Consider the following 15,871-nt stretch of genomic DNA (forward strand, 5'->3'; position numbering starts at 1 on the left):
AAATATTAAAATTTAACATTTACTCCGGCAGCAATTGTTTTATTCGGTGAATAAGAATAATCTGTTGTACCAGTAAAGTTGTATTGTGGATTCAGACCTTTACGTGCTGAGAAGATGGCCAAGTTATCACCTTGTGCGAATACTCTTAATGATTTCAGACCGAAACGTTCAAATCCAAAAGTATAACCGATAGAAATGTTTTTGATAGCAAAATAAGATGCATCTACCAACGCTCTGTCAGTTAAGGTATGCGTATCTTCTTTTTGTACACGAGGAACATCTGTGATATCTCCTGGTTGTTTCCAAGCTCTCAAGATCTCACGAGAGAAATTGTTACCAATATACAATGGGTTGTAGTAGTTGTAACCGATTACATCGTAGATTTTACCACCAATTGAATAGGTCGTCATCATAGAGAAATCAAAGTTTTTGTAAGCTACATTGGTTGACAATGAACCACTGATTTTCGGGATACGGTTACCTTGGATGATACGGCTTGCTGCAGCTTTGTTTTTATCACTAGAGATGTAGTGCTTGCTTAAGTCTGCTTCGTCAGCTTTATTGTCGTATACCCAGTATAATTGGCTACCTGTTGCTGGATCAACACCTGCACTTCTAGCCATATAGAATGAGTTGATCGCTTCACCTTCACGAATAATAGAAGAACCACCGATGATCTCTTTATTTTCATCCGTTAATTTGATGACTTTGTTATTGATTTTTGAACCCATTGCAGTCACATTCCACAACACGCCATTGTCTTTCAAAATATCATATCCGATCGATAAGTCAAAACCTTTGTTTTCCATATCACCGATATTATCAAAATAACCATCAAATCCTAAAGAAAGGGCTAATGGACGGTTTAATAACATATCGGAAGTTTTTCTGGAGAACCAATCGAAAGTCACGGTTAAACGGTCGTTTAAGAAACGTCCATCAAAACCAACGTTAAAGTTTCTGTTTTTCTCCCAAGAAGTTTTCTTGTTTTCTACGGACACCACTCCAGCACCATTGCTGTTACCATTGTTGTAAGTTAGGTCGTAGAAAGCTTGCCAAGCATAATATGCTTGAGATCCAGATGCAGTTAACAAACCATTGTTACCTTGCTCACCATAGCTACTCTTAAGGGTTAAGCTGTTGATCCAATCATTTCCTTGTAAGAATTCTTCTTCAGAAATTTTCCAAGCACCACCTAATGACCAGAAGTTACCCCATCTGATATCTTCATGAAAACGAGAAGAACCATCTGTACGGAAACTACCAGAAAGGAAGTATTTGTTGTTATAATCGTATTGTACTCTGGAGAAATAAGACTCAAGCGTTTCGTTATTCTCGTAAGAGTCAGATCCTGTAATAGAAGAACCTGGAGCCAATTCAAAGATTCCACCAAAAGGGAAACCTGTTTTTTGACCAGATAATAAATTGAATTTAAAAGCATAGCTTTCATGTCCAATCAAGGCATCCACGTTATGTAGTCCGAAAGAACGGTTATACGTCAATAACTGGTTGAAAGTATAAGAGAATGTTTTAGTCCATTCCTTATTCAAACGTCCAGATCCTGCCGCATTACCGAAATAAGGGTTGTAATAATAGGTATATGCATTAGAAACATAGTCTGTTCCTAAGTTGAATGCTAAAGCAAAACCTTGGAAAGCACCATATTTTTCATCTCTTGTATTGAATTCGATGGTACTACGAACTCCAGCATTATCGCGGAAGTCAAAATATCTATCATCGTATAATACGGCAATGGAATTGAATTTTTGTTGCGCTCCTGAAGCACGGTTCGGGCCATAATCAAATAAACGCTCACCATCTGCATCCAAAACATATCCACCATCAGCATCACGTTCCCAGATCGGATAGATTGGAGCCATTTGCTCAGCAGAATACCATACGTTCGAAGTTGATGAACCTGTAGCATTCAACATATTTGATGATGTTTTGGAGAAATTACCACTCAAAGAAGCTTTAAACCAATCAACAGGTGTGAATTCGTTGTTCAAGCGACCAGAATAACGATCAAAAGCCGTAGTTTTCAATAAGCCTTGGTCTTTCAAGTAGTTCATGGATGCCATCGCTTTAAACTTATCGGAACCACCAGAAGCATCAAATTGATATTCTTGACGAACAGGATTGTTTGCCATTACCTCGTCTAACCAGTTATCTTCCCATTTCAAAGAAGCATTAGGATTGATTTTTCCAGTAGCTAGATCGAATAATTGATCAACAGGAACATTATATGGGTTATATTGCTCGTTAAGACCAAAAATTGGATCTACAGTACCTTTCATTTTGTTTACCGCATTTTGTCCCGCTTCAGATTCAGGAACGCCTAACAAAAAGATTTCACGGTTTTTATAGGATTGGAATACAGTTTCAAGATATTCTTGTGAATTCATCACATCATATCTTCCAACTGCTCTCGAGTTTACACCTACATTCGCTTTGAAGTTAATGTTGATTTTACCATTCGTATTCTTACCAGATTTTGTTGTGATCATCACCACCCCATTCGCTGCTCTAGAACCATAAAGAGTAGATGCTGCTGCATCTTTCAAGATGGTTAAACTTTCCACATCATTAGGGTTGATCGAGTTCAAATCGCCATCGAAAGGAATACCATCAACAACATATAAAGGATTTGAAGAAGCATTGATTGATCCGAAACCACGAACACGCACTGTTGCATTTGAACCTGGCTGACCAGTACCTAAGGTAGAAACCACACCTGGAGCTGCACCATCTAATGCTTTTGTAATACTTGAGATGGAACGGTTTTCAATAACATCTGACTTAACGGTCGAAGCAGATCCTGTAAACGATGATTTTTTAGCTGTACCATAAGCAACAACCAAAATCTCATCCAATTCTTGGTCTGAACCTGTCAAAGAAACGTTAATGGTAGTTTGAGTACCTACCGCAACACGTTTGCTGGTGTAACCAACATACGAAAAGTTAAGTGTAGCATTTTCCCCAACAGAAATGCTGTAGTTTCCTGAAGCATCAGTTTGTGTAGCCGTACTTGTGCCGACCAAATTTACTGATACTCCGCCAAGCGGTGTTCCATCTGCTTCAGATGTCACTTTACCACTCACTTGACGATTTTGTGCAAACGCTACCCCAATAAGGCATGTTAACACAAAAATTAAGCTGAGTAATTTGTGTTTCATAAAGTTTTTTAATAATTAAAAATTTTAAAACAGAGACTGTTAAATTTTGTTAAACAATTGTCAAATATAGCCTTTGTTTAAAAAAACAACAAATTAATGCGCTGTTAATTCAAATCTTGATAAAACTATCCTCTAAAAAGTTGCTAATTCAACCTATTTTATTTTGCTATATAATTTTTTTAATGTGCAGATTATATTTAATAAAAAAATGGCAAAAAATGATAAACATAATACTAAAAAGTGGAATAAAATCAGCTATTATCTTTCTGTTTTTCAGAGGATTGAATATTACTTGAATATTATTAAAACGTGAATTATTTTTTAAGGATAGGATGGTGTTAATGCAAGAAGTATTAAATAACGTATAACGTTATATTAGCAAAATTTTAATTCAATTTTTTTTTCAAAAAACAACTTCTAAAACAGCTAAATAATGTAACACAGAATTTTATATCGTCAACAAAATGATTTTCATAAACTCAATTAGACGGTTGTAGAAAATGGATTAAATCGTAATTGTAACAATTATGCATTATTTGGAAAATTTTAAAATTTGACAGGAAATATTCATTTAAAAATGGGGATTTACAAAAAAGGCCGACAATTGAACTTGTCGGCCTTAATCCATTAATTTTCAAGAGTTATCTCTATTTAGTATCCCAGAAAATCTTGGAAGTGAATGTATCGATATCTCCTTGTTTTTCTACTTCATCCCCGTTTCTACCATATTCAGAAGAAGGGTAAACTAATCTTTTAGGATGGATAGGCTTAATAGCGTTCAACGAAAGCGGGTTGTCCGTAGGGAATTTAGTACGTCTAAATTCTGTCCATGCTTCCCAACCACTGACACTGTTCAATGCCAACCATTTTTGGTATATAATGGCTTCCACTTTATTGGTAGAGGCATCATATCCTACTTTATTGATTGCCTGTCCAGCATAGGTTGCAGCAGCTGCAGCTGCATCAGGCACCCCTAAGAAAACAAAGGATTCTTCAATGGCTTTGTTGTACAATGCTTTTGCATCACCCGTCATCCATCCTCTTGCCACTGCTTCAGCCTGTAAGAACAGACTTTCAGAAGGCAACATAATGACAGCTTTTTGGGTTGCGCTTTTTAGTATCCCACCATTGGTAAGAAATGCAGAAGTAACTGATGACTTATATAAAGCCGCTTCTGAGTCTCCGGTATTTCTTCCTAATTCAATACCTTTAAATGCTCCAGAGACCTTCAGGTACATTTGATCAATACGTGGGTCATTATTTGACAAATAATTGTTGACAATGTATTTTGTAGGTCTAGTCGCCTTATAGTTACTGGTAGCCGACCCAGCGGAATTGGCATAATAGCCTTCCCAGAATGGGTTCATTTTAGTTGCTGAAGAGGTGTACCCCGGCTGACCATACACTCCTGCATCACTAAAACCAGAACCTTCTGACACGATTTTCGCAATCTCGGCTTTGATGGTCGCGTCTTTTCCAGGTATTTCCGATTGACGCAATAGGATACGTAATTTCAGCGTATTGGCAAACTTGATCCAGTTTGTCATGTTTCCTGCAAAATAGATATCTTCTCCCTGAGGTTTAGCTTCTGTTTCAGGAGCAGATTTGATCAACGCAATAGCTGCATCCAATTGTTTGATCAAATCATCATAGATTGCCTGACCTTCATCATATTTGGGACGGATGTTCTGCGTGTTTTTCAATGCTTCGGTATATGGCACATTATTATAGGCATCCACTAAATTTTGGAAGTGGTAGGCCTTCATGATACCTGCAATACCTTGGTAATAGTTCATGTTTGCTGCTACTGCAGCATCTTGAACCGCTTGGAAATCACTTAGGATATCAAATGACGTTTCAAAAACTGCCGTACCGAAGTTAGGCGTTACGTTATACTGCTTATTGTTGATATACCATAAATAATCGGTTGCTGGAGCCCAATACCCTGCCCAAACCGATCCAATTTCATTTAAAGTGGTACTAACTAAGGCTGATGTTCTATTTAGACCCGATGTTAAAATCAGGTTAGGTGTTGCAGTGACGGGTCTATTCGGATTTTCATTAATGTCCAAAAACCCCTTTCCGCATCCTGCCAGAACGGTCGATGCAATTGCAATACCAGCTATATATTTGAAAATCTTTTTCATTGTTCTTAGAATGTAATATTAAGATTAAAACCATAAATCCTGGTTGGAGGATTGATCATATCAGAAATACCTTGACTGTTTCCATCCGTGAAACTGAATTCTGGATCGGTGTAGATATTTTCTTTTGGCAACCACATGAATAGGTTACGACCAACCAAACCGATAGAAGCACGTTTAACTACTTTTTGGTTTTCCAACCATCTGTACGGCAAGCTATAAGTTAATGAAACCTCTCTTAGTTTTAAGAAAGAAGCATCTTTAACATAGTTTTCTTGGATGGTATTGTGTTGATTGTACCAATATTCAAAACCGCCATCTTGTGTTTTGATCGATGTGTTTTCGATGTAATTACCATTTTCTAGGTAAACAGAATTTGGAATCACGAATGGCTGACGGTCATACTGCGCACTTTCCCATGATAAACCTGTGAAATTGTTGGTATTACCTACGCGGTTGTAGAATACATTACCTGTACGGTAATCCAATTGTGCGGCAAGCGTTAATTCTTTGTAACGAACTGAAGTGTTCAAACCAAAGTTTTTAGGCGCATTGGTCTGTCCCATAATTTTCATCGCTGCGGCACGAACAGGATAACCTGTTTCTTTATCGACAACAATTCTTCCTTGCGGGTCGCGCTCGTAAGCGGTAGTCTTGATTACCGGATACGCTTCACCTTTCACTGCATAAACATATGCGGAGTTTGCATAACCTCCCAATGGGATCTCATCCAAACCTTGGTAAAGATCGGTAACCTTGTTATCGTAGTGGGTAAAGTTCATACCAATATCCCATTTCCAATCATTGGTTAATACCGGTGTACCTCTTAGAGATAATTCTATCGTATTATTGGTTACTGTACCAGCATTTACATAAGCACGATCATAACCTGTTGCCCAAGAAGTAGAAATCGGGATGATCTGACCATCGGAAATACTGTATGCATAAGTACCTTCAAAATTCAACCTGTCGTTGAACATGCCCAATTGGATACCACCTTCATAAGAGTTTACAAATTCTGGTTTCAAATCTGGATTAGCGAAGGTATTTCCTACTGTAAATCCAGGTCTATTGCCATAAGGGAAACCAGGAGCGATATCAAATGCTGTCTGTAGGTTGTAAGCACCTAAGTTAACATTCGCTGTTCTATTACCTGAAGCATATAACTTCAAGAAGTTAATAGGCGTAGTTTCTTTGATGGAAGGAAATGCTTCAGATGCGATGAAGGACAAGGAAACTCCTGGATAGAAATAACTTCTTTTTGTTTCATCCAAAACAGAAGTCCAATCATTTCTACCACTTACCGACAGGTATAACATGTCTTTGTAGTTTACATCAATCTGACCGAACAAGCCGACAGTCGTTCTTTTTGTATAATCAGAACCTACTGTAGCTTCGCCCAAACGGTTGGACACATTATATAATCCTGGAACAACCAATGCATTGGCTGTAATCGAGTTGAATTTGGTATAGTCGGTTCTAACGGTATTACCTAAAATAAATCCTAGATCGAAATCACTTACCTTCTTTTGTGCTTGCACGAAAATATCGGAGTTCAATCTATTGACGTTATCGGAACGGTCAGTAACCGAACCTGGATTATCAGTAGGTCTATCGTATGCTTTGGTATAAGCAACTTTAGCATTATATTCTTTGTAGTTGGTATTGAACGCATAGTTTCCTAGACGGTATGTTGCGGATAACCAATCAGCAAAATCATATTTCAATTCCAAATTTCCATTGAATGTTTCTTGACGTGTATTTCTACGGTTGTTATCAATTCCAAAATAAGGGTTGATATAATATCCGGAGAAATAACCATCAGGAGTAGCAAATTCATTGTTCTGCCAATCTTTCAATTGGGTAATAGGCACGTTTTGAGGAACGTTCAATAGGTTATCATATACACCCGATACAGTCATATCAGGATTTTGATAAGCATAATTCAAATTAAAAGATGAAGTCAGGTTTCCAAACTTACGGGAAGCATTAAAACGTCCACCAGTTCTTCTGTTCTTGTCTTTAGGGACAATACCTTTAAGAACTACATCCTGGAAACTTGCATAATAAGTACCATTATCATCACCACCAGAAACAGAAACATCATTCTGGATAGTTGTTCCTAAATCCCAGAAGTTCATCTTTTCATCTTTGATATAAGAATAAGGTAATTTCCATTCGTTACCATTCACCAAAGTAGGACCAACAACCACTTCACTTCCATCATATTTTGGACCCCAAGAGGTATTTTCGTAAGGAACATAGGTTTCTAGGTCATATCCATTACCGAATTTGTCCTGCATTTTTGGAAGAAAAGAAACCGATTCTAAGGAGGTAGTATTGGAGAAATTAATGACCGCCGATCCTTTAGCACCTTTTTTCGTGGTAATGATCAATACCCCGTTTACACCTTCGGAACCATAAATGTTAGCGGCATTTGCACCTTTCAATACCGTAGTCGACTCAATGTCGTTTGGGTTCAAGGCTGCCAACATGCTGTTTGGAACAGGTGTACCATCGATAACGATCAATGCTTGGTTATTTCCTAACAAGGAACGATTACCACGCAATACCACACGAGTAGATGGGTTTACCCCATTGTTCAATAAGTTCACCTGTAGACCTGCTACTTTTGATTGTAAACCTGTAACCAGGTTAACCACCTTACCTTCTGTCAAGGCTTTGCTGTCTAAGGTTTGGTTTGAATAACCAGTAGATGCTGCAGATCTCTTGATACCATAAGCTGTGGTAACCAATACTTCTTCAATGGCATTATCAGAAGCTACCATTGCTACATTTACGGTTGTTTTTTCGCCGACACGAGCACGTTGAGTCTCATAACCTATGTATGAGAAAATCAAGGTGGATTCGTTTGCAGCGGAGATGGTATAATCACCATCAGCATCAGTTTGGGTACCAGTCGTTGATCCCGCAACTGTTACGGAAACTCCACTTAGCGGAGCACCATCACTTGCCGATGTCACTTTCCCACTCACTTGGCGATTCTGTGCGAACGCTACCCCTACCAGGCAGGTCATCACAAAAATTAAGCTGAGTAATCTTTGTTTCATAGATGTTTAGTTATTAATTAAATTATTCTTAACAGGAGTTGTTAAATTTTGTTAAACAGTGGTCAAATATAGAGTTTGTTTAAATACTCAACAAACAAGTCCAAATTTTATTTAAAATTTAACAATTGGAATGGGTAAAAGTTGTTGTGAAAACCTGATTTTAAGGTTTAGGATAAATTTTGTCGACAAAGTCTTTCTGAAATAATATTTTGACTTAAATTGATAATTAACTAAGATTTCGTAGCTAATTTGTGTAATTATATGTTTCTATAAATGAGTTGCTTGTACAACTATTTATTTTAAGTCAATAAATGGTAAAAACTTTGTAAATGATAACTAAATTAAGGAAAAGATATTTGGCAGAATTTAATACGTTAAAATCCAATGGTTTTTATGGATTATCCATTTTTATATGATAATTATTTTATAATTATTTAATGATATGTTCTTATACCGAATAATATTTGGAAAACACTCAGCACATCATTTGGTTGAAAACACGACACTTTAATCCCCAAAAAAAATGACAAAAAGTTTGTAACAAAAAAAGACCGCACCAAAAGGTGCGGTCTAATTATTTATGAAATTTACTATTTAAAAAAATTGTACTATCTAGCCCTTAAGAAGGTAAATGTTTCCTCAAAAGTTCGACCTCCATTTCCTTGTTTCCAGAATACGGTCAGGATTTTCTTTTCAGGGTCCCAATTACTTCTTGCATCTTGTGGAGTTTGAACCCCTAACGATGGACAAGTAACTGTTACGTGGAATGTTACTGGGTCAATAGTATAAGAAACCTCATTGGAATAGGTAGCCAATAGACCTGGATATAAACGAACTGTATGTTCACCAGTCGTCTCTAAAGTTACCGTTTTATCCGCATTAGGCACCAATGAAGTAGCTCCTGATGTTTGATAACGATATACACCATCATACGCATTCTTTAATCCCAATTGCACAACAATAGTATCTGTTAGATCAGAAGATGGCGTTAGATTACCATAATCAGTGATTTCAAATGCCAATGCATATTTGGAAGCTAAATCAGTCCACTTTGAACCATCCAATTCAATGGAAAAATCCCCATAGATTAAACCATCTCCAAAATTAACGGAAATGTTATTTCCAGCGACTTCTACACCTTGACCATTTGCCCAAGTATAAAAATCAGATGGCAATGGTACCAGTTCTGTTTCATGCTCTTCATTGTATGCATCAATAATACTCTGGTTGAACAACATTTTAACAGTTTGTTTACTGTTCAACTCCGTACTGTTATGTGCATCTTTAAACAAATCAAAAAGACTAATCTTTTGTTTCGTTTGAAAAGGACTCAACCAATGCACAACAAAGTCTCCAGCAGGAGTTTTTAAAAACGTTGTACCATTATCTCCTAGATCATCCCCTGGGAATGATTCTTTAACACAACCTTGTAAAGTAAAACTTAGTACAAAGAAGGCCAATAAATATTTAAAAAAGTTGATTTTCATTTTTCGCGATTTTATTTGTCCCACCATATTCTAGAAGACATTTTATCTCCACCTTCTAATCTTGCTACCGCCTCATTAACACTTTCATTCGTAGTGTACTCATTAGGAGAATATTGGTAACGGCGCGGAATTGTAGATCCTGCTACAGCATCCGGTGCTGGAACCAATGTCGGAACACCTGATTTACGCCAGATATTCCACCCCATTCTACCATCCGGATAGTGAGCGATATATCGTTGTAATGCAATTTTGGTTAGATCTGAATCATCACCAGCTAAGACAACTCCATTCTGCGTAAAATATGTCGCAGCAGCAGTTTGCCCCCACTGTTTGAAACTTAATTCGATACCTGTTCTGTATACATTAGCTAATACATCAGATGTCCAGCCTCTTTTTGCAGCTTCTGCTCTAGCCAAAAGTACTTGACCGGCACTCATCACTACCAAAGGAGATGTTTCCGTTCTGAAGTCTCCTCTTAATACACGCGCAAAATCTGTATTTGCCGTAGCAAAAGCTTCAGCATTCGCTCTTCTTAAGCCATATGGAAATCCTTTATTGGAAGTTAACAACGCATTTGCAGCATTGAAGTCATCATTCGCACCCCCAAAAGCATTCTGACGGTTATCCGCAAGACTGGCCATGATATCGGTCATGGTTTTACTTTCTGCATAATCTTTACGACCATCATATGTATTACGCCATGGGTTTTTAAAATTTCCTCCAGGGTAATTGATAACAAAGTTATCTTCGTTGGTTGCAATGCTACCATCTGAATCTGCTAATGCCGCTTTAAATTCTGTCGCTGCATATTCTGAGGCTCCTGGATAACGTTTTGATAATTGTAGGGAATAGATCATACGAATGGAATTCGCGAATTTTTTCCATTTAGCAACATCACCATTAAAGATGATATCTCCGGGAACTCCCCCAGCAGCGGGTGACAATTGGCCTTCTGCCTCGGTTAATTTCGCAAGAATACCTTTGTATATTTCCTCTTGTGTATCATATTTAGGCACGACTTGTTGCAATGCTTCTGAATAAGGAACATCACCCCACAAATCCGTCACATACCCGAAAATATATTGTTGAAGAATAGTAGCAACTGCTGAAGCATTTACGCTACCTTCTGTTCTTTTTTTATAATCCACCAAATCTGTTAAGTGACCCGAATAATAACCCGTAAATGCAGGCTGTGCTAATGCATACAACGAAGCATCGGTATATTGTGTTTCTGACAGATATTGAGAATATAATGCAGGGGCATATTGACCTGTCGATGTATAGCCTCCAAAGCCGGCCAAAACATTGGTCAATAAAGCGGATGCTGCTGGATTGGTAGTCGCATTTGGATTGTCATTCATATCCCCAAAATCCGACAACGCATCACAACTCGACGCCAAAAGGCCAGTAGCAATTAGTATATATATTAATCTCTTTTTCATCTTTTAAATATTAAAATCCAATACGTAAATTAAATCCAATCCCTCTAGTACCAGGCAATTGTCCGCGCTCACCCTCAACTGCTGAAACTTCTGAAGGATCAAAATCTTTCGTCTTTGCATAAATCAACAATGGGTTATTTGCAACCACAGAAATGTTTGCAGAACGGATAAATTTGCTCCAAGAAAGGTTTCTAACCGGCACATTATATCCAAGTGAAACAGCTCTTAACTTCACAAAAGTCAGATCATAGATATAATCATCAAATGTTGAGTTATTGTACAAACCTTGGAAATATTCCTGCGCACCAACATATGTTGTAACGGCCTCACCATCTTCAGTAACACCGTCGACACGTACACCACCACCATCAGCAACCGCATCACGGATAGGATTTCCTTTGTCATTCAATGTTGCTGTTCTTGCGGTTAGACCTGAGAATGAACCAAACATGTTAGATAGGGAAACGAACTTACCACCAAACTGCCAGTCAATATTTGCACTCAAAGAGAAGTTCTTATAACTCACGGAGTTTTGAACACCACCGGTAAAACGGGGTAAAGCCGACCCAAAGAATACTTTATCGTTTAATGGCATACCATCATCACCAACGATTTGAACACCATCCGCATTACGTTTGATACCATTACCATAGATTTGGCCCCAACGTTTACCCACTTCATGAATTAAAGTAGGCATGGTACTTCCCCAAACGCCTGCCACTACAATACGATCAACACCATATTTTTCGCTGATTTCAGTCACGTCATTGTCCTTCAAGTCAGACAAGGTTGCTTTAATATTCCAAAGCACATTATCGTTCTTAACTGGAGTACCTGACAAAATATATTCAAAACCTTTTTTCTCAATTCGACCCACATTCGTTAAGATAGAGCTATATCCAGACGCTCCATTCAACGTGATAGATCTTGGAAAATCAATTTGAGAACCATCAAAGTATGTGAATTCTAATCCGATGCGATCATTTAAGAACCTCAACTCAATACCCATATCTTTTTGTGAGACAACAGAACCTCTCAAGTCTGGATCAACCAATCCATCTGGTGTTGAGGTCAAGGCCATTCCGTTCCATTTATATTGATTCACGCCATACGCCATCCCTGGATATGCATAGGCACCAAAAGACGTCCCTGTTCCGAATGCCATTGGAATCTCTCCCCAAGCAAATCTTAATTTACCATAACTTAACCATGGTGTACTTTCTTTGATTAGATCAGAGAAAATGAAGGAAGCACCAAATGATTTAGATAATACGGAATTACGATCCGCTGGTAATGTAGAGAACCAGTCATTTCTCAAGGTAATATTCGCGAATAACATGTCCTTATACCCAAATACACCTCTTCCTAAAATGGCATTGTAACCTTCTCTACTTCTATAGTTATATTGGTTTGCTTGGCTTTTTGAATTGGATAAAGTGAAAAGGTTATCAACCGTTAGACCATCCACCGTATTTCCGGAATTTTCATTTGAACGTGCTCTGAAGAAATCGGTTACTACATTTGCATCAATTGAAAAATCACTGATTCTCTTATTGTAGCTTGCCATGATCTCAAAATTCGTACGGTTTGAATAGGTATTACCTGTTCCATAATATCCCTTAACCAATGGATTGTTTCCAGAAGTCTGTAAACCTGATTGATCTAAATCAGACCTGTACATATACTCCCAAAATGTTGTATTCTGTTGTTTACGATAAGTAGCTGTAAAGCTCAAATCCTTATAAACCTGATATTTGAAATAAATATTTCCGTACAGTCGATCTCTTTGGTTTGCACGATCGATGTTATCATAATAGGTATAAGGGTTATACCAATAGTTTGCTGCATAGAATCCACGTGGATTTTCTGGGTCATACGCTCCTGGGTTAGCTTTGTTCCAAGAAGCAAAGATGCCATCTTCTGTTCTTAATCCTCTTAATTCTTTTAAGATATCCATATCCAAATCACGGTGGAACCATTGGTTAAATGAACCAGTCGTTTGATTGGAATAGGCATCATCAATTTCACCTTTTAAGCGTTGGGTGACATAGTTGATATTAACCCCCGCTTTAAATTTAGTGCTTAGATCCAATTCACCTGTGACATTCAGAATATTTCTTTTCAATCCAGAAGTAGGGATTAAACCATTGATATCCTGGTTGGTATAAGAAATTTTGGTCATGTAATTTTCACCACCTTTTGAAATGGCGATACTGTTGTTCAAAACAACCCCAGTTTCGTAAAATTCCCTAGCATTGTTTTCTTGAGGAACTAAACTTGTCGTTTGGAAAGAGCGAGAATGACCACCATACCAAGCATACCATGGAATATATTCCTGCCCTACCATACGTGGTCCCCAGGAAGCATCATCCGAATAGTCATGATAGTATTTACCGTCCAATGCTTTCCATTCTTCAGGTTGCCCGGGTGTCCAAGTATACTTTTTCATGGCAGCAGAAGAACCCCCCGCATAGGAGTTTTGGTAGTTCGGCAAAATGTAAACATTATCAAATGTTGCTCCTAAGTTCAAATCAATACCAAGATAATCTCCACGATAACCTTTTTTCAAAGTAATCACTACAGCTCCATTAGCTCCTTGGGAACCAAATTGAGCAGATGCTGCTGGACCTTGAAGTACAGTTACACTTTCAATGTCATCAATGTTAATATCATCAGAGTTTGGAAGGATAGTTCCGTCTACTACATAGATTGCTCCATCTCCTGCACCAAACCCAGAAGCACCTCTTAACCTGATCTCGGTATTTCTACCTAAAGCGGCAGCAGATTGAGAACGAACTTGCAAACCCGTTACTTGACCTGCCAACGCATTATTCAAGTTTGGTTGACGAGTAACATTCACCGCATCTGCTTTTAATGTTTGTGAGCTAAATGGCGCAGCTTTGGTATTTTCGCGGATACCATAAGCACCGGTTACCACAATTTCTTCCAGATTGCCCTGGTCAGCCGTTAATTGAACATTAATTGTACTTTGAGTACCAATGGTGATAATTTGGGAGGTATATCCCACATATCGGAATGATAAACGCCCATTGGCTGGCGCATTGATGGAATAATTTCCAGATCCATCGGTTTGTGTAGCAATGTTGGCCCCTTGAACAGATACGGTAACACCACTAATTGGGGATCCATCCTCTGCAGAAGTCACTTTACCACTCACTTGGCGATTTTGCGCATATACCACCCCGATAAGCATGGTACAAAGCAAAAATACTCGGAGTAATTTTTGTTTCATGTTTGTTGTTGTTTAGTTAAATTATCTGGTTATTACCGGCCTAAAACGTTAATAATTGTTAAACCTCGTATCAAAAGTATTTTTACTACATGATTGTTACAAAAAAATGCCATTATTTCTGAATTTATTTCTAAATGAACAAAAAATAGCATGAGAAATATAATTTTTTTAATGAATATGATATTAAAATTATAAGCGCTTACTAAAACAAAATGATTTAATTAATAATTTTATATATTAAATAATATATGGATAAAAATTTATCTGATTAATTATTTTTTTTGGAACAATTCAATTATATTATTATAATATTGCAACAAATTTTATATTTTAATTATTAAAATTTCTCCAAATGGATTATGCCCACTTTTAAGCACAATATCCTAACTTTGCAAGATGCGATTTGATATCATTACAGTGTTACCGGGCTTACTGGATAGCCCATTTGCACATTCCATATTACAAAGAGCCCAAAAGAAAGGTCTTACAGAGATCCATGTCCATAATTTGAGGGAATACGCTTCGAATAAGCAAAAATCTGTAGATGATTACCCTTATGGAGGCGGATCAGGTATGGTGATGCAGATTGCACCATTTGCGGCCTGTATCGAAAAGCTGCAGTCTGAACGTAATTACGATGAGATCATCTACATGACCCCGGATGGGGAAACCCTCAATCAGGAAATGGCCAATGGCTTATCTTCAAGCAATAAAAACATCATTATCCTTTGTGGTCATTACAAGGGAATTGATCAACGCATTAGGGACATCTATGTTACGAAGGAAATATCCATAGGTGATTATGTCCTTTCAGGCGGGGAACTTCCAGCGGCAATCCTGGTGGATGCCATTGTACGGGTAATTCCAGGTGTATTATCGGATGAAACTTCCGCCCTTTCGGATTCGTTCCAAGATGGACTTTTAGATGCGCCCATTTATACCAGACCCGTGGATTGGAATGGCCATAAAGTACCCGACATCCTTTTGAGTGGTCATGAAGCCAAAATCACAGCCTGGCGCCATGAACAGCAATTACAACGAACAAAAGAAAGAAGACCAGATTTGCTAAATGACTAAGAATAACGAGTGTTTTTTGTTTTTTTTACAAAAAATCTTTGCTATATCAATTTTTCTACTAATTTTGTGAATTATGTTGACACAAAATAAATATACTAACCGTTGGTGGCTTCTGACTAAATAAGTCGGGAGGTGGTATATTTTATAGATAAAGATTTTCATAATCAACCAAAACCACAGAATGGTAGCCCGACGAATTATCGTCGGGCTTTTTTTATTTT

General features: G+C 37.7%; 7 protein-coding genes. 1 reads left to right on the forward strand and 6 read right to left on the reverse strand.

Going from position 1 to position 15,871, the window contains the following annotated elements; all coding sequences use genetic code 11:
* Positions 1–5: 5 nt before the first annotated feature.
* The 6 genes from VJ786_RS03855 to VJ786_RS03880 form a co-directional block, all read right to left on the reverse strand.
* Positions 6–3,176, reverse strand: coding sequence for a SusC/RagA family TonB-linked outer membrane protein (locus VJ786_RS03855; protein ID WP_336557294.1), 3,171 nt, complete (start codon positions 3,174–3,176; stop codon positions 6–8).
* A gap of 647 nt (positions 3,177–3,823) precedes the next feature.
* Positions 3,824–5,323: a SusD/RagB family nutrient-binding outer membrane lipoprotein gene (locus VJ786_RS03860; protein ID WP_336557295.1), complete on the reverse strand. Its 1,500-nt coding sequence runs from the start codon at positions 5,321–5,323 to the stop codon at positions 3,824–3,826.
* Between the two features lie 5 nt (positions 5,324–5,328).
* On the reverse strand, positions 5,329–8,391 hold the full coding sequence (locus tag VJ786_RS03865; RefSeq protein WP_336557296.1) for a SusC/RagA family TonB-linked outer membrane protein: 3,063 nt from the start codon (positions 8,389–8,391) through the stop codon (positions 5,329–5,331).
* Between the two features lie 608 nt (positions 8,392–8,999).
* Positions 9,000–9,878 (reverse strand): DUF7015 domain-containing protein, encoded by an 879-nt coding sequence (locus VJ786_RS03870; RefSeq protein WP_336557297.1) that lies wholly within the window; start codon positions 9,876–9,878, stop codon positions 9,000–9,002.
* A gap of 11 nt (positions 9,879–9,889) precedes the next feature.
* Positions 9,890–11,320 carry a SusD/RagB family nutrient-binding outer membrane lipoprotein gene (locus VJ786_RS03875; RefSeq protein ID WP_336557298.1) on the reverse strand — a complete coding sequence of 477 codons (1,431 nt, stop codon included), beginning with the start codon at positions 11,318–11,320 and terminating at the stop codon, positions 9,890–9,892.
* 10 nt (positions 11,321–11,330) lie between these two features.
* Entirely contained in the window at positions 11,331–14,573 is a 3,243-nt protein-coding gene (locus tag VJ786_RS03880; RefSeq protein ID WP_336557299.1) for a SusC/RagA family TonB-linked outer membrane protein, read from the reverse strand.
* A 396-nt stretch (positions 14,574–14,969) separates the two neighbouring features.
* On the opposite strand from VJ786_RS03880, the gene trmD reads away from it, so the two are divergent.
* Positions 14,970–15,650: a tRNA (guanosine(37)-N1)-methyltransferase TrmD gene (gene trmD / locus VJ786_RS03885; protein WP_336557300.1), complete on the forward strand. Its 681-nt coding sequence runs from the start codon at positions 14,970–14,972 to the stop codon at positions 15,648–15,650.
* Positions 15,651–15,871 lie beyond the last annotated feature (221 nt).

The sequence above is a fragment of the Sphingobacterium tenebrionis genome (genome assembly GCF_037126265.1).
Taxonomy (GTDB): domain Bacteria; phylum Bacteroidota; class Bacteroidia; order Sphingobacteriales; family Sphingobacteriaceae; genus Sphingobacterium; species Sphingobacterium tenebrionis.

Excerpts from the sequence above, each read along its gene's own strand:
- VJ786_RS03855 (WP_336557294.1), bottom strand. The coding sequence starts at position 3,176 with ATGAAACACAAATTACTCAGCTTAATTTTTGTGTTAACATGCCTTATT.
- VJ786_RS03860 (WP_336557295.1), bottom strand. The coding sequence starts at position 5,323 with ATGAAAAAGATTTTCAAATATATAGCTGGTATTGCAATTGCATCGACC.
- VJ786_RS03865 (WP_336557296.1), bottom strand. The coding sequence starts at position 8,391 with ATGAAACAAAGATTACTCAGCTTAATTTTTGTGATGACCTGCCTGGTA.
- VJ786_RS03870 (WP_336557297.1), bottom strand. The coding sequence starts at position 9,878 with ATGAAAATCAACTTTTTTAAATATTTATTGGCCTTCTTTGTACTAAGT.
- VJ786_RS03875 (WP_336557298.1), bottom strand. The coding sequence starts at position 11,320 with ATGAAAAAGAGATTAATATATATACTAATTGCTACTGGCCTTTTGGCG.
- VJ786_RS03880 (WP_336557299.1), bottom strand. The coding sequence starts at position 14,573 with ATGAAACAAAAATTACTCCGAGTATTTTTGCTTTGTACCATGCTTATC.
- trmD (WP_336557300.1), top strand. The coding sequence starts at position 14,970 with ATGCGATTTGATATCATTACAGTGTTACCGGGCTTACTGGATAGCCCA.